Annotated in this window: 19 protein-coding genes; 14 read left to right on the forward strand and 5 right to left on the reverse strand. The window is 71.0% G+C overall.

Features of this window, described 5'->3' with window-relative positions; all coding sequences use genetic code 11:
• The first annotated feature begins 432 nt into the window (after positions 1–432).
• From IF00_RS0135385 to IF00_RS0135400, 4 genes are all read left to right on the forward strand, one after another.
• The gene (locus IF00_RS0135385; RefSeq protein ID WP_245234718.1) at positions 433–2,109 is read left to right on the forward strand and encodes an IucA/IucC family protein; all 1,677 of its coding nucleotides are present in this window, start codon (positions 433–435) and stop codon (positions 2,107–2,109) included.
• A gap of 55 nt (positions 2,110–2,164) precedes the next feature.
• Positions 2,165–2,851 carry a GNAT family N-acetyltransferase gene (locus tag IF00_RS0135390; protein WP_037639834.1) on the forward strand — a complete coding sequence of 229 codons (687 nt, stop codon included), beginning with the start codon at positions 2,165–2,167 and terminating at the stop codon, positions 2,849–2,851.
• A gap of 61 nt (positions 2,852–2,912) precedes the next feature.
• Positions 2,913–4,784, forward strand: coding sequence for an IucA/IucC family protein (locus IF00_RS0135395; RefSeq protein ID WP_030325318.1), 1,872 nt, complete (start codon positions 2,913–2,915; stop codon positions 4,782–4,784).
• A 50-nt stretch (positions 4,785–4,834) separates the two neighbouring features.
• Positions 4,835–6,808, forward strand: a complete 1,974-nt coding sequence (locus IF00_RS0135400; protein ID WP_030325320.1) for an ATP-dependent DNA helicase — start codon at positions 4,835–4,837, stop codon at positions 6,806–6,808.
• 106 nt (positions 6,809–6,914) lie between these two features.
• Here the strand turns inward: IF00_RS0135400 and lexA are convergent, their stop codons facing one another.
• On the reverse strand, positions 6,915–7,703 hold the full coding sequence (gene lexA / locus IF00_RS0135405) for a transcriptional repressor LexA (protein WP_030325322.1): 789 nt from the start codon (positions 7,701–7,703) through the stop codon (positions 6,915–6,917).
• A gap of 434 nt (positions 7,704–8,137) precedes the next feature.
• On the opposite strand from lexA, the gene nrdR reads away from it, so the two are divergent.
• Together nrdR and IF00_RS0135415 are read left to right on the forward strand one after the other, a co-directional pair.
• Entirely contained in the window at positions 8,138–8,647 is a 510-nt protein-coding gene (nrdR, locus tag IF00_RS0135410) for a transcriptional regulator NrdR (RefSeq protein ID WP_030325324.1), read from the forward strand.
• A gap of 169 nt (positions 8,648–8,816) precedes the next feature.
• Positions 8,817–11,711, forward strand: a complete 2,895-nt coding sequence (locus IF00_RS0135415; protein WP_030325326.1) for a vitamin B12-dependent ribonucleotide reductase — start codon at positions 8,817–8,819, stop codon at positions 11,709–11,711.
• Between the two features lie 118 nt (positions 11,712–11,829).
• Here IF00_RS0135415 and IF00_RS0135420 read toward each other — a convergent pair whose 3' ends face one another.
• Positions 11,830–12,360, reverse strand: coding sequence for a TerD family protein (locus IF00_RS0135420; protein WP_030325328.1), 531 nt, complete (start codon positions 12,358–12,360; stop codon positions 11,830–11,832).
• 112 nt (positions 12,361–12,472) lie between these two features.
• Between IF00_RS0135420 and IF00_RS0135425 the strand changes: the two genes are divergently transcribed.
• Positions 12,473–13,333: an arylamine N-acetyltransferase family protein gene (locus tag IF00_RS0135425; RefSeq protein WP_030325330.1), complete on the forward strand. Its 861-nt coding sequence runs from the start codon at positions 12,473–12,475 to the stop codon at positions 13,331–13,333.
• A 42-nt stretch (positions 13,334–13,375) separates the two neighbouring features.
• The gene (locus IF00_RS0135430) at positions 13,376–13,981 is read left to right on the forward strand and encodes a YdbC family protein (protein ID WP_030325331.1); all 606 of its coding nucleotides are present in this window, start codon (positions 13,376–13,378) and stop codon (positions 13,979–13,981) included.
• 138 nt (positions 13,982–14,119) lie between these two features.
• Here the strand turns inward: IF00_RS0135430 and IF00_RS0135435 are convergent, their stop codons facing one another.
• Positions 14,120–14,749, reverse strand: a complete 630-nt coding sequence (locus tag IF00_RS0135435; protein ID WP_030325333.1) for a TetR/AcrR family transcriptional regulator — start codon at positions 14,747–14,749, stop codon at positions 14,120–14,122.
• Between the two features lie 93 nt (positions 14,750–14,842).
• Here IF00_RS0135435 and IF00_RS0135440 point away from each other — a divergent pair, with 93 nt between their 5' ends.
• From IF00_RS0135440 to IF00_RS0135450, 3 genes are read left to right on the forward strand one after another with little or no spacing between them, the layout of a single operon-like run.
• Positions 14,843–16,453, forward strand: coding sequence for an ABC-F family ATP-binding cassette domain-containing protein (locus tag IF00_RS0135440; RefSeq protein ID WP_245234719.1), 1,611 nt, complete (start codon positions 14,843–14,845; stop codon positions 16,451–16,453).
• Between the two features lie 33 nt (positions 16,454–16,486).
• Complete coding sequence (locus IF00_RS0135445; RefSeq protein WP_030325338.1) at positions 16,487–17,146, forward strand: histidine phosphatase family protein; 660 nt, start codon at positions 16,487–16,489, stop codon at positions 17,144–17,146.
• Positions 17,147–17,158: 12 nt separating this feature from the next.
• Positions 17,159–18,067: an ADP-ribosylglycohydrolase family protein gene (locus IF00_RS0135450; protein ID WP_030325342.1), complete on the forward strand. Its 909-nt coding sequence runs from the start codon at positions 17,159–17,161 to the stop codon at positions 18,065–18,067.
• A gap of 54 nt (positions 18,068–18,121) precedes the next feature.
• On the opposite strand, the gene IF00_RS0135455 is transcribed toward IF00_RS0135450, so the two are convergent.
• Complete coding sequence (locus IF00_RS0135455) at positions 18,122–19,675, reverse strand: MFS transporter (RefSeq protein ID WP_030325345.1); 1,554 nt, start codon at positions 19,673–19,675, stop codon at positions 18,122–18,124.
• A 133-nt stretch (positions 19,676–19,808) separates the two neighbouring features.
• Here IF00_RS0135455 and IF00_RS0135460 point away from each other — a divergent pair, with 133 nt between their 5' ends.
• The 3 genes from IF00_RS0135460 to IF00_RS0135470 all read left to right on the forward strand — a co-directional run bounded on the left by IF00_RS0135460 (position 19,809) and on the right by IF00_RS0135470 (position 22,013).
• On the forward strand, positions 19,809–20,426 hold the full coding sequence (locus IF00_RS0135460; RefSeq protein ID WP_030325347.1) for a TetR/AcrR family transcriptional regulator: 618 nt from the start codon (positions 19,809–19,811) through the stop codon (positions 20,424–20,426).
• Between the two features lie 126 nt (positions 20,427–20,552).
• Complete coding sequence (locus tag IF00_RS0135465) at positions 20,553–21,263, forward strand: ribonuclease HII (protein WP_030325349.1); 711 nt, start codon at positions 20,553–20,555, stop codon at positions 21,261–21,263.
• Positions 21,264–21,380: 117 nt separating this feature from the next.
• A complete protein-coding gene (locus tag IF00_RS0135470) occupies positions 21,381–22,013 on the forward strand; it encodes a hypothetical protein (protein ID WP_030325351.1) in 633 nt (210 codons plus the stop codon).
• Positions 22,014–22,071: 58 nt separating this feature from the next.
• Here the strand turns inward: IF00_RS0135470 and IF00_RS0135475 are convergent, their stop codons facing one another.
• Positions 22,072–22,701, reverse strand: coding sequence for a hypothetical protein (locus tag IF00_RS0135475; protein ID WP_030325353.1), 630 nt, complete (start codon positions 22,699–22,701; stop codon positions 22,072–22,074).
• Between the last annotated feature and the right edge of the window lie 41 nt (positions 22,702–22,742).

The raw sequence follows: 22,742 nt of genomic DNA on the forward strand, positions 1-22,742 counted from the left end.
CGACCCACGACCGCACCGCACGGCCGCGGGCACCGACCCGCTGAGCGCCCCCGACCCGCTGAGCGCCCCCGACCCGCACCGCCCGGCCAACGCCACCGAACCCCTCGCCACCGCCGAACCCGGCACAGCCCTCGGCAGCGGGGACCTCCGCACCTCGAACCTCGGCAGCGGGGACCTCCGCACCTCGGACCTCGCCGCCACGGCCCTCGGTGCCACGGAGCCCGATGGCGTGGAGCGCGGCCCCGTCGCTTCCCGCCCCGCCGACGCCACGGTCCCGCGCCAGCACATCGGCCCGTACGACCCACGACCGCACCGCACGGCCGCGGGCACCGACCCGCTGAGCGCCCCCGACCCGCTGAGCGCCCCCGACCCGCACCGCCCGGCCAACGCCACCGACCCCTGGACGACCCGGATCCGCAGCGCGCCGCCGACGTGGCCGCCGTCGAGAACCTGCTCCGCTGCTGGGTCCGCGAGAAGAACCTGCCGACCCCCGGCTCCACCACCCTGCGCATCCCCCTCGACGCCAGCGGCACCGCCCTGCTCGTCCCGGTCCGCTACTGGTCGCCCACCGGCTGGCACCGTTTCGGCGCCCCCGCCCTCGAAGGCCTCCCCGCCACGGCCCCCACCGTCGACGCCGTGACCGTGGCCGCCCTGCTCAGCCGGGAGACCGGCCGCCCCGAGGGCACCGAACTCGTCGGCAGGGTCGCCGACTCGGCCCGTCGCACCGCCGAATTCCTCACCGAGCGCCGCCGCTCGCCTCAACCGCACCCGGACGCCGACCTCTTCCTCGCCGCCGAACAGTCCCTGCTGCTCGGCCACCCCCTCCACCCCACGCCCAAGAGCCGCGAAGGCCTCTCCGACGCAGAGGCCCGGCTCTACTCACCCGAACTGCACGGCTCCTTCCCCCTCCACTGGCTCGCCGTCGACGCCTCCCTCCTGGCCTCCGACTCCGGCTGGACCGAACAGGGCCGTCCCGTCAGCGCCGAGCAACTCGCCGTCGCCCTCGCCGAAGGGATCGCGCTCCCCACCGGAACCGCGCCCCTGCCCGTACACCCCTGGCAGGCCCGAGAGCTGCTGCACCGCCCCGACATCCGCGCACTCATCGACGCCGGCCTTCTCCACGACCTCGGTCTCCACGGCAGCCCGTGGCATCCCACCTCCTCCGTTCGCACCGTGCACCGCCCCGGCGCGCGGGCCATGCTCAAGCTCTCCCTCGGCCTGCGCATCACCAACTCGCGCCGCGAGAACCTCCGTAAGGAACTCCACCGCGGCGTCGAGGTCCACCGGCTGCTCCGAACCGGACTCGTCGACGAATGGCAGGCCGCCCACCCCGGCTTCGACATCGTCCGCGACCCCGCGTGGCTCGCCGTCGACACCCCGGACGGCGCCCCCGTCCCAGGCCTCGACCTGATGATTCGCCACAACCCCTTCGGGCCCGGCGACGACGCCGTCTGCATCGCCTCCCTCACCGCCCCCCGGCCCTGGCCGGGGACCAGCGCCATGCGCTCCCGCCTCGCCGACGTGATCGGCCGCCTCGCCCTCCGCACCGGCCGTCCCACCACGGCCGTCGCCGCCGAGTGGTTCCTCCGCTATCTCGACCAGGTCGTCCGCCCCGTCCTCTGGCTCGACGGACACGCCGGCATCGCCCTGGAGGCCCACCAGCAGAACACCCTGGTGCTCCTCGACCCCGACGGCTGGCCCGTCGGCGGGCGCTACCGGGACAACCAGGGCTACTACTTCCGCGAGTCCCACCGGAGTGAGCTGGAGAGCCGCCTCCCCGGCATCGGCGCCGCGAGCGACACCTTCGTCTCCGACCAGGTCACCGACGAGCGTTTCGCCTACTACCTCGGCATCAACAACGTCCTGGGCCTGATCGGTGCCTTCGGCGCCCAGCACCTCGCCGACGAGCGCGTCCTGCTCGCGGCCTTCCGCAGCTTCCTCACCTCTGCCACCAGCCTCGGCTCACCCCTGCCGCACCGCCTCCTGGAAGCCGCGACCCTCCGCAGCAAGGCCAACCTCCTCACCCGCCTCCACGGCATGGACGAACTCGTCGGACCCGTCGACACCCAGTCCGTCTACGTCACCGTCACCAACCCCCTCCGCGCCTGAACACGCCTTCGGAGAAACCACACACCGACCGCACCGCCGAGAGGAGAGCGACACCGTGTCACCCATCCGCCCACCGGCCGACCCGCCCGGTGACGACACCCTCGACCTGAGGCTCGACGAACTCGTCACCCTCCTCGAAGGCGGCCACGTCGACGCCGAACTCCTCGACGGCGACCTGCTGGACTCCGTCGCCACCTGGAACGCCGCCCACACGTCCGCCGGGATCTTCCAGCTCGTCCCCGTGCGGCTCGAACGAGACCTGCGGCTCATCGCCCGATGGATGAACGACCCCGCCGTCGCCGCCTTCTGGGAACTGGCCGGACCCGAGACCGTGACCGCCGAGCACATCCGGACCCAAGTCGAGGGCGACGGCCGCAGCGTCCCCTGCCTCGGGGTGCTCGACGCCACGCCCATGAGCTACTTCGAGATCTACCGCGCCGACCTCGACCCGCTCGCCCGCCACTACCCGGCGCGCCCCCACGACACCGGTATCCATCTGCTGATCGGAGGCGTCACCGACCGCGGCCGCGGCGTGGGCAGCACACTGCTGCGTGCCGTCGCCGATCTCGTCCTCGACCACCGTCCCCGCTGTACCCGCGTCGTCGCCGAACCCGACATCCGTAACACCCCCTCCGTCTCGGCCTTCCTCAGCGGCGGCTTCCGCTATGCGGCGGAAGTCGACCTCCCTGACAAGCGAGCGGCGCTCATGATGCGTGACCGCGCCCTTCGTCACGTTCTGTGAGCAACCCTCTGTCTTCTATACACCGCTCGATCCACAGCGGTTCCCACTCCGAGGAGTCCTCGTGTCGACGTCCCCTGCACCCCACGACTCCGCACAGCCCACCCGGTCCGCCACGGCTCCCACCGGTTCCTCCAGGCCCGAACCGGCGCCGGAGTCCGCACTCCCAGCGTCCCCTGAGCTGCTCGCGCCCCCCGAGCTGAACGCCGCCGCCTGGACGAGGGCCTCCTCCCGGCTCCTCGCCAAGGCCCTCGCCGAGTTCGCCTACGAGGAGATCGTCGAACCCGCACCGGTGGCGGACGAACCGGACCTCCACGCCCTGCGGCTCGACGACGGCACGACCCTCACCTTCCGTGCCCGCCGAGGCGCCTACGGCAGCTGGTACATCGCCGCCGACTCGATCACCCACGAGGGCCGGCCCATGACCGACGCCCTCGACTTCCTGGTCCGCGCCCGCCGCCTCCTCCAGCTCGACGGCGCCACCCTCGGCCACCTCATCCGCGAGCTCTCCGCCACCCTCGCCGCCGACGCCCGCCTCGACCAGACCGCCCTCTCCGCCGCCCGGCTCGCCGACCTCTCCTACGCCGACCTCGAAGGGCACCAGACCGGCCACCCCTGGCTCGTCCTCAACAAGGGCCGCATCGGTTTCTCCGCCACCGACGCCGCCCGGTGGGCACCCGAGGCCCGCCGCCCCACCCGGCTGCCGTGGATCGCGGTCAGCAACCGCATCGCCGCCTACCGGGGCGTGTCCGGGCTCGGCACCCCCGACCGTCTCTACGCCCAGGAGCTCGACCCCGAGGTCCACGACGCGTTCCGCGCCGCACTGACCGCCCGCGGCCACGAACCCGACGGCTATCTCCTGCTGCCCGTCCACCCCTGGCAGTGGGACGAGGTCCTGCTTCCGCTCTACGCCCCGGCCATCGCCGCGGGGACCGTCGTCCCGCTCTCCGCGGACGGGGACCTCCGGCTGCCGCAGCAGTCGGTCCGCACCTTCCTCAACACCAGCCGCCCCGACCGGCACACCGTCAAACTCCCGCTGTCCGTGCTCAACACCCTTGTCTGGCGCGGCCTGCCCACCGAACGCACCCTCGCCGCCCCGGCCGTCACCGCCTGGGTCCACGGCCTCCGCGATGCCGACCCCTTCCTGCGGGACGAGTGCGGGGTGATCCTCCTCGGCGAGGTGGCCTCCGTCACCGTCGAGCACCCCCTGTACGACGGGTTGCCCGAAGTCCCGTACCAGTACAAGGAACTCCTCGGCGCGATCTGGCGCGAACCGCTGCGGCTGCCCCCGGGCGAGAGGGCCCGCACCCTCGCCTCCCTGCTCCACACGGACCCCGACGGGCGGGCCTTCGTCGCCGAACTCGTCGAGCGCTCCGGACTCGCTCCGGCCGTCTGGCTCCAGCGCCTCTTCGCCGCGCTGCTGCCCCCGCTGCTGCACTTCCTCTACCGCTACGGCACGGTCTTCTCCCCGCACGGTGAGAACGCCATCGTCGTCTACGACGGAGAGGACGTGCCCGTACGCCTGGCGATCAAGGACTTCGTCGACGACGTGAACATCAGCGCCCGGTCGCTTCCCGAGCACGACACCCTGCCGGACGATGTGCGCGCCGTCCTCCTGACCGAGGAACCCGATTTCCTCGTCCAGTTCATCCATTCGGGGCTCTTCGTCGGTGTCTTCCGCTACCTGGCACCGCTCTGCGAGAACCAACTCGGCGTGCCGGAGGAGGACTTCTGGTCCCTCGTCCGTGCCGAGATCCTGCGTCACCAGGCGCGATTCCCCGAGCTGAAGGAACGGTTCGAGCTCTTCGACCTTCTCACCCCCCGGATCGAGCGGCTCTGCCTCAACCGCAACCGTCTGCACCTGGACGGCTACCGGGACCGCCCCGAGCGACCCCACGCGGCCGTCCACGGGACCGTGCCCAACCCGCTCGCGTGACGCGCGCGCGTGCCGTGGCTGTCAGTGGCGCCCCGTAGGGTGGAAGGGCTATGACGAAGCCATCCCTCCCCGACCTCCTTCACGCCGCCGTCACCGCCGTCGGCGGCACGGAGCGGCCCGGCCAGGTCACCATGGCCGAGGCCGTGGCCGAGGCCATCGACGACAACTCCCACCTCCTGGTCCAGGCCGGCACCGGCACGGGCAAGTCGCTCGGCTACCTGGTGCCGGCGCTGGCCCAGGGCGAGCGGGTGGTGGTGGCCACGGCCACCCTGGCGCTCCAGCGCCAGCTCGTCGAGCGTGACCTCCCGCGCACGGTCGACGCGCTGCATCCGCAGCTGCGCCGCCGCCCCCAGTTCGCCATGCTCAAGGGCCGGTCGAACTACCTCTGTCTGCACCGGCTCCACGAAGGGGTCCCGCAGGACGAGGAGGACGGCCTCTTCGACCCCTTCGAGGCGGCCGCGCCCACCAGCAAGCTGGGCCAGGACCTGATGCGGCTCCGGGACTGGTCGGACGAGACGGAGACCGGCGACCGGGACGATCTGACGCCCGGTGTCTCCGACAAGGCCTGGGCCCAGGTCTCGGTCTCCTCCCGGGAGTGCCTCGGCGCGAGCAAGTGCGCGTACGGGCCGGAGTGCTTCGCCGAGTCGGCCCGCGAGCGGGCCAAGCTCGCCGATGTCGTCGTCACCAACCACGCCCTCCTCGCGATCGACGCCATCGAGGGTGCCCCGGTGCTCCCGCAGCACGAGGTGCTGATCGTCGACGAGGCCCACGAGCTGGTCTCCCGGGTCACCGGGGTCGCCACCGGCGAGCTCACTCCCGGACAGGTCAACCGCGCCGTGCGCCGGTCCTCGAAGCTGGTCGACGAGAAGGTCGCGGACCAGCTGCAGACCGCCGCCGAGGGCTTCGAGCGGGTCATGGAGCTGGCTCTTCCGGGGCGCCTGGAGGAGATCCCCGAGGACCTCGCGTACGCCCTGATGGCCCTGCGTGACGCCGCCCGCGCGGTGATCACGGCCCTGGGTTCGACCCGGGACCGGTCGGTGCAGGACGAGGACGCGGTGCGCAAGCAGGCCATGGCCTCGGTGGAGACCGTCCACGGTGTGGCGGAGCGGATCACGCACGGTTCGGAGTACGACGTCGTCTGGTACGAGCGTCACGACCGTTTCGGCGCGTCGGTGCGGGTCGCGCCGCTCTCCGTCTCGGGCCTGCTGCGCGAGAAGCTGTTCACGGAGCGGTCCGTGGTCCTGGCCTCGGCGACGCTCAAGCTGGGCGGCGACTTCAACGGCGTCGGTGCCTCGCTGGGGCTCGCTCCGGAGGGCACCACGGGTGACGACCTGCCCGTCTGGAAGGGGATCGACGTCGGCTCCCCGTTCGACTATCCCAAGCAGGGCATTCTCTACGTCGCCAAGCATCTCTCCCGCCCCGCGCGTGACGGGGACCGGGGCGACATGCTCGACGAGCTGACCGAGCTGATGCAGGCGGCCGGCGGGCGGACCCTCGGCCTGTTCTCCTCGATGCGCGCGGCGCAGCAGGCGGCGGAGGAGCTGCGGGTCCGGGTCCCGGAGCTGCCGATCCTGCTCCAGGGCGAGGACACGCTGGGCGAACTGATCAAGAACTTCGCGGCCGACCCGAAGACCTGTCTCTTCGGCACGCTGTCGCTCTGGCAGGGCGTGGACGTCCCGGGGACCAGCTGCCAGCTGGTCGTCATGGACAAGATCCCGTTCCCGCGCCCGGACGACCCGCTGATGAGCGCCCGGCAGAAGGCCGTCGAGGAGGCCGGGGGCAATGGCTTCATGGCGGTCGCGGCGACCCATGCGGCCCTGCTCATGGCGCAGGGCGCCGGCCGGCTCGTGCGGGCCACGGGCGATCGGGGTGTCGTGGCGGTTCTCGACCCCCGGCTGGCGACGGCCCGGTACGGCAGCTATCTGAAGGCCTCGCTGCCCGACTTCTGGTACACGACCGACCGCAACCAGGTACGGAAGTCGCTGGCGGCCATCGACGCCGCGTCGAAGGCGGCGGAGGCCTGAGGTTCCACCCTGCCGGGCCCCGGCTCACCGGGGCTCGGCAGGACACGGCAGGGCCCCGGGACCGGCGCAGTGGGTCCCGGGGCCCGGTCAGAGCCGGCGAGGTGAGTCAGACCCGCCGCAGCACCGCCACGACCTTTCCGAGGATGGTCGCCTCGTCGCCGGGGATCGGCTGGTACGCCGCGTTGTGCGGGAGCAGCCAGACGTGGCCGTCCTCGCGCTTGAAGCGCTTGACCGTGGCCTCGCCGTCCAGCATGGCCGCGACGATGTCGCCGTTCTCCGCGACGGGCTGGCGGCGGACGGTGACCCAGTCGCCGTCACAGATGGCGGCCTCGATCATCGAGTCGCCGACGACCTTGAGGACGAACAGCTCGCCGTCACCGACAAGCTGCCGGGGGAGAGGGAAGACGTCCTCGACGGACTCCTCGGCGAGGATCGGGCCACCGGCCGCGATCCGGCCGACCAGGGGCACGTACGAAGCGGCGGGCTTGCCCGTGGTGTCCGTCGGCTGGGTGCTCGGCTGGTCCGAGCCGCGCACCTCGTACGCCCGGGGGCGGTGCGGGTCCCGGCGGAGGAAGCCCTTGCGCTCCAGCGCCATGAGCTGGTGCGCCACCGAGGACGTGCTGGACAGGCCGACGGCCTGCCCGATCTCGCGCATCGACGGCGGGTAGCCGCGCCGCTGGACCGAGTCGCGGATGACTTCGATGACCCTGCGCTGCCGGTCGGTGAGACCGGAGCTGTCGGCTCGGATGCCTGGAGGTCGCCCGGGGAGGGCGCGGGCGGGTCGCCCGGGGTCCTCACCGTTCATGCTTGTGTCGTTCATGGCGTGTACCGGCTCGAGTCGGCCCTGGGAGCGGTCCTGGGCGGTGATGGTGGCACTGTCTGCGGTGGTGGTCACGTCGTCGGCCCCTCTCGAATGGTCTCCCTGGCTGGCACAACGGTAGTGGCTTTCGAAAGGTTGCGCCAAACACACGTTCGAGTGAAAATTCGCAGATTGCCTTACGCGTGTACGCATGCGGGTGTATGAGCACTCTTGCGCCGCCGTCCCCATGCGGTCGTCACGGTAGCCTTCGCCGCTGGGTCGCGCGCGGTGCACCCTCCCAGTGTCGCACCCGGAGGGGCTGAATCGCGGGAGCGGACGCGTCGCGACACGCGGAACGCCCGGAATCGCCCCCAACCCAAGATCTAGTGGTTGGATGGCACCGGCCACCCAGGGGTAGTGGTCCCCGGTCTGCCGGGGGTGCCCACATCGCCTATGCTGGTGGTCGCTTCGCAGGGCCTTGACGGTCGGGCGAGGTTCACCAGTCGTGCCGTGAGGGAGGGTCGGAACCAATGCACTGCCCCTTCTGCAGGCACCCCGACAGCCGTGTCGTCGACAGTCGCACCACCGACGACGGGACGTCGATCCGGCGTCGTCGCCAGTGCCCCGACTGCTCCCGTCGTTTCACGACGGTGGAGACGTGCTCGCTCATGGTGGTGAAGCGGTCCGGTGTCACCGAGCCCTTCAGTCGTACCAAGGTCATCTCCGGCGTACGCAAGGCGTGCCAGGGGCGACCGGTCACCGAGGACGCCCTCGCCAAGCTCGGCCAGCGAGTCGAGGAGGCGGTGCGCGCCACCGGCAGCGCCGAGCTGACCACCCACGACGTGGGTCTGGCCATCCTCGGCCCGTTGCAGGAGCTCGACCTCGTCGCGTACCTGCGCTTCGCGTCCGTGTACAAGGCTTTCGACAGCCTCGAAGACTTCGAGGCCGCCATCGCGGAACTCCGCGTGCGGCCTCCCGCCGAGAACCGCGGGACCGGTGCGACCCCTGAGGTCCCCGTTCCCGCCACCGCCGCCGACTGACCGGCGGTCCGGGCCCCGCGCCCGGCGACCGGCCGCCGGGCGGCCTGGCAGACGTGCCCCGAGCGACCCCCGTGGCGCTCGTGGCAGCAGTACAGAACGACGTACAGAAGACGGTGCCCTGGGACTTTCTGGGCGCCAAAGTGTGTTTTGCCCGTATATGGGAGGCGGCATGACAGAGACGGCGAGCGGTCCGGCACGTGGTTCTCGTTCCAAGGGAGCGAAGGCCACGAGCAAGGGCCTGCGTATCGAGCGCATCCACACCACCCCCGGCGTGCATCCGTACGACGAGGTGGCGTGGGAGCGCCGTGACGTCGTCATGACCAACTGGCGCGACGGCTCGATCAACTTCGAGCAGCGTGGCGTCGAGTTCCCCGACTTCTGGTCGGTGAACGCGGTCAACATCGTCACCAGCAAGTACTTCCGCGGGGCCGTCGGCACCCCGCAGCGCGAGACCGGTCTCAAGCAGCTCATCGACCGGATCGTGAAGACGTACACGAAGGCCGGCGAGGAGTACGGCTACTTCGCCTCGCCCGCCGACGCCGAGATCTTCGAGCACGAGCTGGCCTACGCCCTCCTGCACCAGATCTTCAGCTTCAACTCGCCGGTCTGGTTCAACGTCGGCACGCCCCAGCCCCAGCAGGTCTCCGCCTGCTTCATCCTTGCCGTCGACGACTCCATGGAGTCCATCCTCGACTGGTACAAGGAAGAGGGCATGATCTTCAAGGGCGGCTCCGGCGCCGGCCTGAACCTCTCCCGCATCCGCTCCTCCAAGGAGCTGCTCTCCTCCGGCGGCAACGCCTCCGGCCCGGTCTCGTTCATGCGCGGCGCCGACGCGTCCGCCGGAACGATCAAGTCGGGCGGCGCGACCCGCCGCGCGGCCAAGATGGTCATCCTCGACGTCGACCACCCTGACATCGAGGACTTCATCGAGACCAAGGTCAAGGAGGAGGAGAAGATCCGCGCCCTCCGTGACGCGGGCTTCGACATGGACCTGGGCGGCGACGACATCACGTCCGTCCAGTACCAGAACGCCAACAACTCCGTCCGCGTGAACGACACGTTCATGAAGGCCGTCGAGTCCGGGGGCAAGTTCGGTCTCACCTCCCGCATGACCGGCGAGGTCATCGAGGAGGTCGACGCCAAGTCGCTCTTCCGCAAGATGGCCGAGGCCGCGTGGGCCTGTGCCGACCCGGGCATCCAGTACGACGACACGATCAACCACTGGCACACCTGCCCCGAGTCCGGCCGTATCAACGGCTCGAACCCGTGCAGCGAGTACATGCACCTGGACAACACGTCCTGCAACCTCGCCTCGCTGAACCTGATGAAGTTCCTCAAGGACGACGGCAAGGGCAACCAGTCCTTCGAGGTCGAGCGCTTCGCCAAGGTCGTCGAGCTCGTCATCACCGCGATGGACATCTCCATCTGCTTCGCCGACTTCCCCACCGAGAAGATCGGCGAGAACACCCGCGCCTACCGCCAGCTCGGCATCGGCTACGCCAACCTCGGTGCCCTGCTGATGGCGACCGGCCACGCGTACGACTCCGACGGCGGCCGCGCCCTCGCCGGTGCCATCACCTCCCTGATGACCGGCACCTCGTACAAGCGCTCCGCCGAGCTCGCCGCGGTCGTCGGCGCGTACGACGGCTACGCCCGCAACGCCGAGCCGCACCAGCGCGTCATGCAGCAGCACGCCGACGAGAACACCAAGGCCGTCCGCATGGACGACCTGGACTCGCCGATCTGGGCCGCCGCCACGGAGGCCTGGCAGGACGTGATCCGCCTCGGCGCCAAGAACGGCTTCCGCAACGCCCAGGCCTCGGTCATCGCCCCGACCGGCACCATCGGTCTCGCGATGTCCTGCGACACCACCGGCCTCGAGCCCGACCTCGCCCTGGTCAAGTTCAAGAAGCTCGTCGGCGGCGGCTCGATGCAGATCGTCAACGGCACCGTCCCGCAGGCCCTGCGCCGCCTGGGCTACCAGGAGGAGCAGATCGAGGCGATCGTCGCCCACATCGCCGAGAACGGCAACGTGATCGACGCCCCCGGCCTGAAGACCGAGCACTACGAGGTCTTCGACTGCGCCATGGGCGAGCGCTCCATCTCCGCGATGGGCCACGTCCGCATGATGGCCGCCATCCAGCCGTGGATCTCGGGCGCCCTCTCCAAGACCGTGAACCTGCCGGAGACGGCCACGGTCGAGGACGTCGAAGAGGTCTACTTCGAGGCCTGGAAGATGGGCGTCAAGGCGCTCGCGATCTACCGCGACAACTGCAAGGTCGGCCAGCCCCTCTCCGCCAAGAAGAAGGAGGAGGAGAAGGTCGAGGTCACCGCGAAGACCGAGGCGACGATCCGCGAGGCCGTCGAGAAGGTCGTCGAGTACCGTCCGGTCCGCAAGCGTCTGCCCAAGGGCCGCCCGGGGATCACCACCTCCTTCACCGTCGGTGGCGCCGAGGGTTACATGACCGCCAACTCCTACCCGGACGACGGTCTCGGCGAGGTCTTCCTCAAGATGTCCAAGCAGGGTTCGACGCTCGCCGGCATGATGGACGCCTTCTCCATCGCCGTCTCCGTCGGTCTGCAGTACGGTGTCCCGCTCGAGACGTACGTCTCGAAGTTCACCAACATGCGCTTCGAGCCGGCCGGTATGACGGACGACCCGGACGTGCGGATGGCGCAGTCGATCGTCGACTACATCTTCCGCCGCCTGGCGCTGGACTTCCTGCCCTTCGAGACCCGCTCCGCGCTCGGCATCCACTCGGCCGAGGAGCGTCAGCGCCACCTGGACACCGGCTCGTACGAGCAGTCCGACGAGGACGAGGTCGACGTCGAGGGGCTGGCCCAGTCCGCGCCCCGCGCCCAGGAGCTGAAGGCCGTCGCGGCCCCGGCCCCGAAGATCGAGGTCCCGGCCCCGAAGCAGGCGCACACCTCGGCGGAGCTCGTCGAGATGCAGCTCGGCATCAGCGCCGACGCCCCGCTCTGCTTCTCCTGCGGGACGAAGATGCAGCGCGCCGGCTCCTGCTACATCTGCGAGGGCTGCGGCTCGACCAGCGGCTGCAGCTGACAACGAGTAGGTGCTTCATGAAGGGGACCGGCCTTGCGCCGGTCCCCTTTGCCGTGGCCAGGGCTCGTGCCGCGTCCGGGCGCGTGCGCTGCCGTGTCCGGGCGCGTGCGTCAGGGCTTCAGGCCCGTATGGAACCCAGCACGGTGCCGAACACCTGGGGGTCGGCGTCGAAGCCGTGGCTGATCGGGCGGTACGTCCACCCGTCGGCGCCGTCCCGCGTGAACTCCACGACCGTCGCCGCGAGGGCGTCCGGCACGTCGGCGAAGTCGTGGACCAGCAGGTCCGTGTAGCCCTCGCGGACCCGTACGCCCGTGTTCGCCACGTCGCCGAAGGACCGCCGCCCTCCGCCCTGCTGTATGGCGACGCCCACCACCACGCGCGCGTAGCGCGGTGCCAGGCGGTCGAGCTCCAGAGTCATGGCCTCGTCGTAGCCGAATCCCTGGCCCGTGCGGCTGTCCCGGTGCAGCGTGATCGTGCCGTCGGGGGACCGACTGCCGAAGTGCACCAGCTGAACCGGGGCCCCATGGGGATCGTCCGCGTCGAAGACACCTGCGACGATGTCCAGGTCGTGGGCCGGCGCGCCGATCGGGGCAGGGTCCCACCTGAGCGTGACCTCGACCCGGCCCACCCCCTTGTTGAGTCCGCTCATGGTGCTTCCCCTCTCCGCGTACGCCCCCGCGCACGCCTCGCGTCGAACCGTCCATCCGCTCAAAAGCCCTTGGTCGCGGGCCGATTGCTCATGGTGTCATGGGGCTACGACAGTGGACCCGGGGGTTGAGGGGGAGAACGGTTTGTGGAGTGGTGAGGAGCTGGATCTCGATGCATATCTGGCTCGAATCGGATACGAGGTCGAACGGGATGGAGAACTCGCCCCTGATCTCAGGACATTGACGGCCCTTCATCGGGCGCACGTTCGCGCGGTGCCCTTCGAGAACCTCGACGTCGCCCTCGGGCGGCCTGTTCCGCTGGATCTCAAGAGCCTTCAGGCCAAGCTCGTCGAGCGACGCCGTGGAGGCTACTGCTACGAGCAGAACTCCCTGTTCGCCGCGGTGCTCGAACGGATCGGCTTCACGGTGACCGCGCGCGGGGCCCGAAACCGTTCGCGAGGCGCGGCGTTGCCGCCCGTCACGCACGCGCTTCTCGTCGTCACGATCGAGGGTGAACAGTGGCTCGCCGACGTGGGGTTCGGCTGGCAGGGACCACTGGAGCCGGTGCCCCTGCGTGACGGGGTGCGCGTCGAGCAGAGCGGCTGGACGTTCGGGATGGTCGTGGAGGACGAGGGCATCCGTGTGCTGCGGTCCCTGCGCCCGCAGGGGTGGACCGATCTGTACGCCTTCTCCCCGCAGACCCTGTACCCGGGTGACTTCACCGTCATGAACCACTACAGCTCCAGCCATCCGCAGTCGCGCTTCCTCGGCCAGGTCGTGGCCCAGTGGCCGGGTGCGGACGAGCGCAGGGCGCTGGTGCGCGACACGCTGACGACAGTACGGACGGACGGTGTCGTCGAGGAACGTGTCGTACCCGTGGACGAGTTGATCGCGACGCTGGAGAGCCGGTTCGGGATCGAACTGGACGACGAGGAGCGCACGGGACTCGAGCGCATGCACCCGGCGGGACACTGACGGGGTCTGCCGGGGCGGTCTCCGGGCCCGTACGATGGCGCGGTGCTGGTCAAGTGGATTCGCTGCACCGTGATGGACCGTCGAGGGTTCGAGCGGGGACAGCGGAAATGGGCGGGGCTGCTCGGTGAGCCGGGATTCCGGGGGCAGGGCGGCGGGTGGAGCCGGGCTCGGCCGGATGTCGCCCATGTCTTCGGGTTCTGGGAGAGCCGCGCCTTCTACGACTCGTTCATGGCGCGTTCGCATGATCGACTGGCGGCCGCGCAGGTGGGCACGTACAAAGACATCCAGGTCAAGCTGTTCGACCACCGCTTCGATGTGAAGACCGGGTTCGAGCCGAAGTTCTCCGACGCCGATGTGGCGAGGGTGGCGCACTGTCGTGTCCACGAGGACCGTGCCGAGCACTTCGCGCTGATGCAGGAGAAGGTGTGGAACCCGGCGATGGCCGGGTCCCCCGGCATGCTGAGGGGCCTGTTCGGCGAGGCGCCCGGCAGCGAGTTCCTGGTGCTGTCGATGTGGCAGTCCGCCGCGGAGCACGGGAAGTACCGGGTGGAGCGCATCGAGCGGCTCGGGCTCCGGGCCAGGACCGCGGCCGATGTGGCGGCGCTGGCCGGGGACGTGGTGCAGCTCGAGTCGGCCTGGACGGTCTGAGCGGATTCGGGCGGGCCGCTCGGCGTGTGGACCCGGGGCGGCCGATCGATCTGAGCGGACCCGGGCCGGCCGATCGGCCCGAGTGGCTTCGGCCGCCCGCAGGGCCTGAGAGGCCCGGCGCGTCGAGGCCGAGGAGGGCTACGCCGGGACGTACGCGCCCGCTTCGACCCCCGCCAGAACGGCGCGTGCCGCCTGGTCCGCGAGCGCGCCGTCGATCGGTTCGCGGGTGATGAAGAGCCGCAGGAACAGGGGTGCGGAGACTCCCTGGACGACCGCGTTCGCGTCGGTGCCCCACGGTGCCTCGCCGCGGGCGACGGCCCGGGTGACGACGACCTCGCAGCGCCGGAAGCGCTCGGTGTAGAAGGCGTGCAGGGCCTCCGCTGCCCGCGGGGACTGGAACGCCGCGCCGATGAACGCGGTGGGGGCTGCGCCTGCGGCCGGATCGCCGAAGGCGCCGACGACCTCGTGCGCGAGTGCGCGCAGATCTCCGGAGAGGCTCCCGGTGTCCGGTGGCGTCCAGGCGTCCTCGCTCGCCAGGTCGAGCGCGTCGGCGAGGAGGCCTTCGACGCTGCCCCAGCGGCGGTAGAGCGTCGTCTTGTGGACGCCCGAGTGCTCCGCGACGTATTCCACGGTCAGGGCCGGGTACCCGTGCTCGGACAGACCGGTCAGGACGGCGTCGCGGACGGCAGCCCGGGTGCGGGCGGTGCGGCCGCCGGGGCGCGTGTTGCCGGGCGCCGGGGTCGGGCGCTCCTCGATCGAGTCATTCAACTGCTACTCCCGTTGCATTAGTGGGTCGAGTCTGCCACACTCGGCTTAATGCAATTGAAGTTGTGTTTGGCCGATATGCTCCTGGAGGCGCCCTTGCCCACTCAGATCTCGCTGCACGACGTCGTCGTATCCCGTGGTGAACGACTGCTCCTCGACCAGGTCTCGCTCTCCGTGCGCCCCGGGGAGCGGATCGGGATCGTGGGGGAGAACGGCGCGGGGAAGTCGACTCTGCTGCGTCTCCTCGCCGGGGTGGAGCAGCCCGACGAGGGCAGTGTCGTCACCGTCGCCGACGGTGGTCTGCGGATGCTCGCCCAGACACCCGACCTGCCTCCCGGCGCCACCGTCGGCGACGCGATCGACGCCGCGCTCGCCGAGCTCCGCGCCATGGAACGGCGGCTGCGCGCACTCGAAGCCGGGCTCGACACGGCGGACGGGGCGGAGCTCGACGCGTACGGCGAACTCCTCACCGCCTACGAACTGCGGGGCGGATACGAGGCGGACGCCCGGGTCGACAAGGCTCTTCACGGACTGGGGCTCGCGGGCACCGGTCGTGAGCGGATACTCGGCAGCCTCTCCGGCGGCGAGCTGGCCCGGCTCGGCATCGCCTGCGCGGTCGCGGCCGGCCCCGAGGTGCTCCTGCTCGACGAACCCACCAACCACCTCGACGCGCAGGCGCTGGACTGGCTGGAGGGCGCCCTCCGCGCGCACCGCGGGACCGTCGTGGCCGTCTCCCACGACCGGACCTTCCTGGAGCGCGTCGCCACCACGATCGTCGAGGTGGACGCCGACCGTCGGGCGCTCGTGCGGTACGGCGACGGATACGCCGGCTACCGCGCGGCACGAGCGGCCGCTCGGCGGCGCTGGGAGGAGGCCTACGAGGAGTGGTGCGAGGAGACGGCCCGGCTGGAGGTGTACGCCGCGACCACGGCGCACGGAGTCGCACCCGGAAGGGAGATGAAGGACAACAACAAAATGGCCTTCGACCGGGCGGCGGGCCGCGTCCAGGCCTCTGTCTCGGGGCGCGTCCGCAATGCCCGGGAGCGACTGAGACGACTCCGCGACGAGCCCGTGCCTCCGCCGCCTCCGCCCCTCTCCTTCTCCGCCCGCCCCCTGGCGGGCGGAGCCGAGGGAGAGCTCGTCACTCTGACCGGGGTGCGGGTCGCGGACCGTCTCTCCGTGGACACGCTCACCGTGCGGGCGGGGGAGCGGCTGCTCGTCCACGGCGGCAACGGCGCGGGGAAGTCCACCTTGCTGAGGGTCATGGCAGGGACGGTCGGCCCCGACGCCGGGGACGTCCGGCGCGCCGGACGGGTCGGGTACCTGGCCCAGGACGTCACCGTCCGGCGGCCGGAGGAGCGACTGCTGGCCTGTTTCGGCCGCGGGCTCGCCCTCGCCGACGACGAGCGGGCCGAACTGCTCCTGTCGTACGGACTGTTCCGCCCGGCCGACCTGAGCGTGCCGGTAGGCGGCCTCTCCGCGGGGCAGCTCCGTCGGCTGGCGCTCGCGCGGCTGCTGGCCCGGCCCGCCGACCTCCTCCTGCTCGACGAGCCCGGCAACCACCTGGCCCCGGGGCTCGTGGAGGAGCTGGAAGCCGCGCTGGAGCAGTGGACCGGAGCCCTAGTGGTGGTCTCGCACGACCGTGCGCTGCGCCGTCGCTTCACCGGGCACATACGCCGGATGGACTCCGGACGCCTCCTCGGCTGAGCCCGCCCAGGACCGGCGATCTAGGGTCGAGGTATGGCACGACCGCGGCGCATCGTTCTCGTACGGCACGGAGAGTCCGAGGGCAATGTCGATGACACGGTGTACGAACGGGAGCCCGACCACGCCCTGCGGCTCACGGAGACCGGGTGGCGACAGGCGGAGGAGACGGGGGAGCGGCTGCGGGAACTCTTCGGCGACGAGGCGGTGAGCGTCTACGTCTCGCCGTACCGACGCACCCACGAGACCCTTCGCGCCTTCCGGCTGCCTCCGGAGCAGGTCAGGGTGCGGGAGGAGCCCCGGCTGCGGGAGCAGGACTGGGGCAACTGGCAGGAGCGGGAGGACGTACGACTGCAGAAGGCCTACCGAGACGCGTACGGGCACTTCTTCTACCGCTTCGCCCAGGGCGAGTCGGGGGCCGACGTGTACGACAGGGTCGGAGCGTTCCTGGAGAGCCTCTACCGCAGCTTCGAGGCACCCGACCATCCGGACAACGTCCTGATCGTCACCCACGGGCTGACCATGCGGCTGTTCTGCATGCGCTGGTTCCACTGGACGGTCGCGGACTTCGAATCGCTGTCGAACCCCGGCAACGCCGAGACCCGCATGCTCCTGCTCCACGCGGACGGGCGATACCGACTGGACAGGCCGTTCGAACGCTGGCGTACTCCGGAACCGTACGGCCCTACCGGATAGAGTGGCGGACCGATGACCGCTGACTCCTCATTCGACCGGCGCTTCGACCGCGCCCTGGCCAGCCTGCGCGGGCTGTCCGTGGGAGACGCCCTGGGCTCCCAGTTCTTCGTACCCGCCAACTATCCCCTGCTGAAGCGGCGCGAGCTGCCCGACGGCCCCTGGCAGTGGACCGACGACACCGAGATGGCCTGCTCCGTCCTGGCCGTCCTCGCCCGCCACGAACGGATCGACCAGGACTCCCTGGCCATGTCCTTCGCTCGGCACCACGACTTCGACCGGGGCTACGGCCCCGCGGTCAACCGCATGCTCCGGCTCATCCGGGAGGGGGGCGACTGGCGGGAACTGGCCGCCGCGCTCTTCCAGGGGCAGGGCTCCTGGGGCAACGGCGCCGCGATGCGGATCGCACCGCTCGGAGCCTGGTACGCGGACGACCCGGAGCAGGCGACGCACCAGGCCGAGATCTCCGCCTACACGACCCACCAGCACCGTGAGGCCGTGGTGGGTGCCATGGCGGTGGCCGCCGCGGCCGCCCTGGTCGCCGACCCTGCCGGGCCGCCCACTCCGGAGGCACTGCTCGACGGAGTCGTCGCCCTGGTGCCACGCAGTGCGGTCGGGGCGGGACTGCGCCGCGCGCGCGACATGCTCGACTACGGCGACGCGGGCACGGTCGCCGCGGTCCTCGGCAGCGGCCGGCGGACGAGCGCACACGACACGGTTCCGTTCGCGCTCTGGTCGGCGGCCCGCGGCCTCGGGGACTTCGAGCGGGTGTTCTGGACGACTGCCCAGGTCGGTGGCGATGTCGACACGACCTGTGCCATCGCCGGAGGCGTGGTGGCCGCGGCGGCGACCGGTGCGCCGCCGGCTGACTGGCTGCGGCAGACCGAGGACCTCCCGGAGTGGGTTCCGGTCGAGACGGCCTGAAACGGCACGATGGCCCCTGAACCCGGAAGGGATTCAGGGGCCATCGGCGCGTTCTCAGGCCACCGGCCCCGCGGCCTCCGCCCGGCCGCTGAGCGCTTCCAGGTCGCTCTTGCGGACCCGGATCACCAGGACGGCCGTCACCAGCGCGATCAGCACCATCGCGACGGCGGCCGTGAAGGCCGAGGAGATACCCGAGGTCAGCACCTCGTGGCCCCATGGTGGGGGCAGCTCCTGCGTCTTCATCGCCGCGGCCTGCTGCTCGGGCGTCGAGTTCGCGAGGAATCCGGGCAGCTGCTTCTCGCCCTCCTCGCGGCTCGCCGTGCCGAAGATCGTGACCAGGATGGAAAGGCCCAGCGAACCGCCGACCTGCTGCGTGGCGTTGAGCAGGCCCGACGCGGCTCCCGCCTCGTGCTGAGCCACTCCGGAGACGGCCGTGAGCGTGAGCGTCACGAAGTTGAGGCCCATGCCGAAGCCGAAGAGGATCATCGGTCCGAGCACACCGCTCACGTAGCTGCTGTCCGAGCTGATGAACGTCAGCCAGAACAGACCCGTGCCGGTGATCGCCGCACCGCTCACCATGAACGGCTTGGGGCCGAGCACCGGCAGCAGCCGCTGGGCGAGCCCCGCGCCGGCGCCGATCGCGAAGGTCACGGGAAGGAAGGCGAGGCCGGACTGGATCGGGGTGTAGCCCAGGACGTTCTGGACCCAGAGCACGATGAAGAAGAACATGCCGAACATGGCGGCCGCCAGGCTGAGCATGATGACGTAGGTGCCCGAGCGGTTGCGGTCCGCGAACATCCGGAGCGGGGTGATCGGTTCCTTCGCGCGGGACTCCACGACCGCGAAGGCGACGAGCAGGATGACGGCGGAGACGAAGGAACCGATGGTCAGCGCGTCCTTCCAGCCCTTCTCGGACGCGCGGATGAATCCGTAGACCAGCGCCGCCATACCGAGTGTCGAGGTCGCGGCCCCGGCGATGTCGAACCGGCCGGGGTGACGCTCGGACTCCGCGATGTAGCGCGGGGTCAGGAAGGCGATCAGCAGACCGATCGGGACGTTCACGAAGAGGACCCAGCGCCAGTCCAGCCATTCCGTGAGGACGCCGCCGGCGAGCAGACCGATCGCGCCGCCACCGGCGGAGACGGCGGCGAACACGCCGAACGCCCGGTTGCGCTCCGGCCCTTCGGGGAACGTCGTGGTGATCAGCGCGAGCGAGGTGGGCGAGGCGATGGCGCCGCCGACGCCCTGCAGGGCCCGCGCGGCGAGGAGGTGCCAGGGCTCCTGGGCGAAGCCGCCGAGCAGTGAGGCGAAGGTGAAGAGCAGGATGCCTGCCATGAACACCCGGCGGCGGCCCAGGATGTCCCCGGCCCGCCCGCCGAGGAGCAGCAGACCGCCGAAGGTGAGCGTGTAGGCGCTGAGCACCCACGACAGGTCGGTGGTCGAGAAGGAGAGCGCGTCCTGGATGTGCGGCAGGGCGATGTTCACGATGGTGGCGTCGAGGACGACCATCAGCTGGCAGGCGGCGATGACCGTCAAGGCGATACCCGGCCGTCCTCCGGCGCGGGCTGGTCCGTCCTTGGTCTGTGTGTCGACCGGAGAAGTTGTCACTATGGATCCCCCACGGAAGAATTAGTGAACGCACCCGTTCACTGTTCATCACGGTAGTGAGTCCCCCTCAGTGAACGCAACCGTTCACTGGGCACTGCCGACGACGTGACACTGCCTCAACGGAGAGATCCTGATGGTTACTTCGCGCTCCACGGCCGCCGCCCGGCCGGCAGGGGTGGCACTGCGACGCCGTGGCCCCGTACTCGAACGGGCCATCCTGGAGGCCACGCTCGAGCAGCTGGGCAGCGTCGGATGGAACGGTCTGACGATGGAAGGTGTCGCAGTCGGCGCGCAGACGGGTAAAGCCGCGGTGTACCGGCGATGGCCCTCGAAGGAAGACCTCGTCGCCGACGCGCTCCAGGCCGGACTTCCGGCCCTCGACGAGGCCCCGGATCTGGGAAGTGTGCGCGAGGAGCTGTACGAGCTGTGCCGTCGCGTCCGGGACGTCATGTACTCCAAGCCCGGGTTCGCCCTGCGTGCCGTCCTTCACGAATGCGATGCCGACGCCGCCGAGCGGTTCCACGGCCTGATCGTCACCGGGGTGGTCGAGCCCTCGGCCCGGCTCTTCCGGGATGTGCTGCGCCGTGGAATCGCAAGGGGTGAGGTGCGCGCGGACGCGAACAACGACCTGGTAGTCGACGTCGTACCCGCGATGATGATGTATCGCTCGAAAGTGTGCGCGAGCGAATGGCCGGACCGTGAGATCGCCGATCTGATCGACCGGATCATGGTGCCGCTGCTGCGTGCCTGAGCGGGCCGGGCGGCCTCCGAGGGGTGATGCGCACCGGCCCGGGGGTGCACTGCGACGGCCCCTCGGGCGCCCGGCGGGAATCCGGGTATCGCACCCGGCACCTACCGGCGTAACCTGTCAGGCGCCATGCCGTACGAACCACCCACCCACACCGTCGAGCGATCGCTCCGAGCCACCACCGGCGCCAAGATCGTTGCCGGAGTCGACGAGGTCGGACGCGGGGCGTGGGCCGGCCCCGTCACCGTGTGCGCCGCCGTCACCGGACTGCGCCGGGCGCCCGAAGGGCTCACCGACTCCAAACTGCTCACCCCCAAGCGCCGTACCGCGCTCGCCGCGGAACTGGAGCACTGGGTCACGGCGTACGCCCTGGGCGACGCCTCTCCGCAGGAGATAGACGAGCTCGGCATGACCGCCGCGCTGCGACTCGCGGCCGTCCGGGCCCTGGAAGGCCTCCCCGTGCGGCCCGACGCGGTGATCCTCGACGGCAAGCACGACTACCTCGGCAGCCCCTGGCAGGTCCGTACGGTGATCAAGGGCGACCAGTCCTGCATCGCCGTGGCCGCCGCCTCCGTGATCGCCAAGGTCCGGCGGGATGCCGCCATGGCGGAGCTGGGCGTCGACGGCGAGGACTATGGGGCGTACGCCTTCGCTGCCAACGCGGGCTACCCTTCGCCGGTCCACAAAGCGGCGCTCGAAGAGCTGGGGCCCACCCCGCACCACCGTCTCTCCTGGTCGTACCTGGACGCGATGCCCAGGTGGTGCCACCTCAAAAAGGTCCGCCTCTCCGCCGAGGCGGTCGCGCTGGAAAGCGGGGGCCAACTCGGCTTCGACTTCTGAACTTCCGGTCGCGGGATCCCGGCCCTGTCCAAGGAGCGGGTCTTCCGCGCGACCGGGGTGCACATGTGTGCCCACCCGCCGGTGCCTCGCGCAGCGGCGTTTGATAGACATCCACTCATGCCTCTCATCCCCGAGGAGCCTCAGATTCACGAGAGCGCCCAGGGTCCCCGCGCCACCGCGGCCGCCGGCCGCCCCGCGTCGACCCCCCGTCCCGTACCCGGCCCGCGTACCGCGGCCTCACCGCGCCCCGGACGCCCCGTTCCCGGGCCTGCCAGGCCCGCGGCGCCGCGCCCGCACCCCGGTCCCGCGCCGTCTTCGGCGAACACCCCGGAGAATCGTTCCGAGCAGCGATCCGCGCCGCAGCTCCAGCTGATCCCGGCCTCCGTCGACGGCGCGCTCGACGCCGCCGAAGAGGCCCTGGACCTGCTCCTGGAGAGCGGACGGGCGCCGGGCGAGGTCCTGGTGCTCACCACCGGCGACCCGCACCCGTGGGCCACGCACGAGCTGTCCTTCGGCGAGCCCGCCTACTGGGCCCAGCAGGACACCGGTGACGACGTGTTCTTCGCGCACGCCGCCGCCGTGGAGCGGGCGACCGCCCGCCCCGTGGTGATCGTCGCCGTCAACGGCGGAGACGACGAGACGGCCGCCAAGGCCCTGCCGTCGGCCATGGCCCGCGCCGGAGCCCTGCTCGTCGTCTGCGGTGACCCGCAGCGCGTCACGGCGCTCCTCGGAACGGGCGCCGGAGTCTGACGAACGCCCCTCCGCCGGACCGCACCGGGTCCGGCGGGGGCCGACGTCGTCCGCGCGATCAGCGCGCGGCGGCCCGACGCAGGGGCTCGGTCGCGCCGCTCGCGGTTCGCGGCGTCAGTCGGCCGAGCTCGGCCGGACCCTCGCCGAGCGGCAGGGGAAGCGAATCGGAACTCGGACGACGGCCACCGCGGCCTTCACCGAGCACCTGCCAACCGGCTCGGGTCAGCGAGATGTACGCGCCGCAGCGGAGACCGTGCAGGGTGCAGGCGTCGCGGAGCCCCCACATCCAGGCTCCGTCCTCCTCGGTCCAGCGCTCGTCGCCCTCACGGCAGTACATCAGCACCGCGGTCCGTACGGGTGTGCGCCTGCGGAGGTCGTGCGGAATGACCCGCCGCAGATGGGCGAGCAGTGCGTTGCGGAACTCCCAGCCGTCCGCCGGCGTGGGACGGCGGACGAACGAGGCGCTGGCGGCGATCCGTTCCTCGTGGTCCAGGATCGCGAGGACCGCCATCGAGGGCGTGGGCGTGTGGCGTGAGTGCAGTCCGCCGACGATCTCGCGCGGATTGCTCAACAGGGGGATCCCCGCCGCGGCCCACTCGGCCGGTTCGAGTATCCGAGCGAGGCGGTTGGCGGACTCGGACGACGATCTGAGCGAGGCGGCTGTGGGCGGAGCGAATCCGAGGGTCACGGTCCTCCCTTCGGATACGCGCCCGCAAGGCGGGCAAGGTC

Origin of the sequence: Streptomyces flavochromogenes (genome assembly GCF_000717595.1) — a bacterium.
Lineage (GTDB): Bacteria > Actinomycetota > Actinomycetes > Streptomycetales > Streptomycetaceae > Streptomyces > Streptomyces flavochromogenes.

What these genes read in the sequence shown, in the direction of transcription:
- IF00_RS0135470 (WP_030325351.1), top strand. Translation starts at nt 21,381, where the DNA reads ATGCCTCTCATCCCCGAGGAGCCTCAGATTCACGAGAGCGCCCAGGGT.
- IF00_RS0135400 (WP_030325320.1), top strand. Translation starts at nt 4,835, where the DNA reads ATGACGAAGCCATCCCTCCCCGACCTCCTTCACGCCGCCGTCACCGCC.
- IF00_RS0135420 (WP_030325328.1), bottom strand. Translation starts at nt 12,360, where the DNA reads ATGAGCGGACTCAACAAGGGGGTGGGCCGGGTCGAGGTCACGCTCAGG.
- IF00_RS0135465 (WP_030325349.1), top strand. Translation starts at nt 20,553, where the DNA reads ATGCCGTACGAACCACCCACCCACACCGTCGAGCGATCGCTCCGAGCC.
- IF00_RS0135415 (WP_030325326.1), top strand. Translation starts at nt 8,817, where the DNA reads ATGACAGAGACGGCGAGCGGTCCGGCACGTGGTTCTCGTTCCAAGGGA.
- IF00_RS0135460 (WP_030325347.1), top strand. Translation starts at nt 19,809, where the DNA reads ATGGTTACTTCGCGCTCCACGGCCGCCGCCCGGCCGGCAGGGGTGGCA.
- IF00_RS0135445 (WP_030325338.1), top strand. Translation starts at nt 16,487, where the DNA reads ATGGCACGACCGCGGCGCATCGTTCTCGTACGGCACGGAGAGTCCGAG.
- IF00_RS0135450 (WP_030325342.1), top strand. Translation starts at nt 17,159, where the DNA reads ATGACCGCTGACTCCTCATTCGACCGGCGCTTCGACCGCGCCCTGGCC.
- nrdR (WP_030325324.1), top strand. Translation starts at nt 8,138, where the DNA reads ATGCACTGCCCCTTCTGCAGGCACCCCGACAGCCGTGTCGTCGACAGT.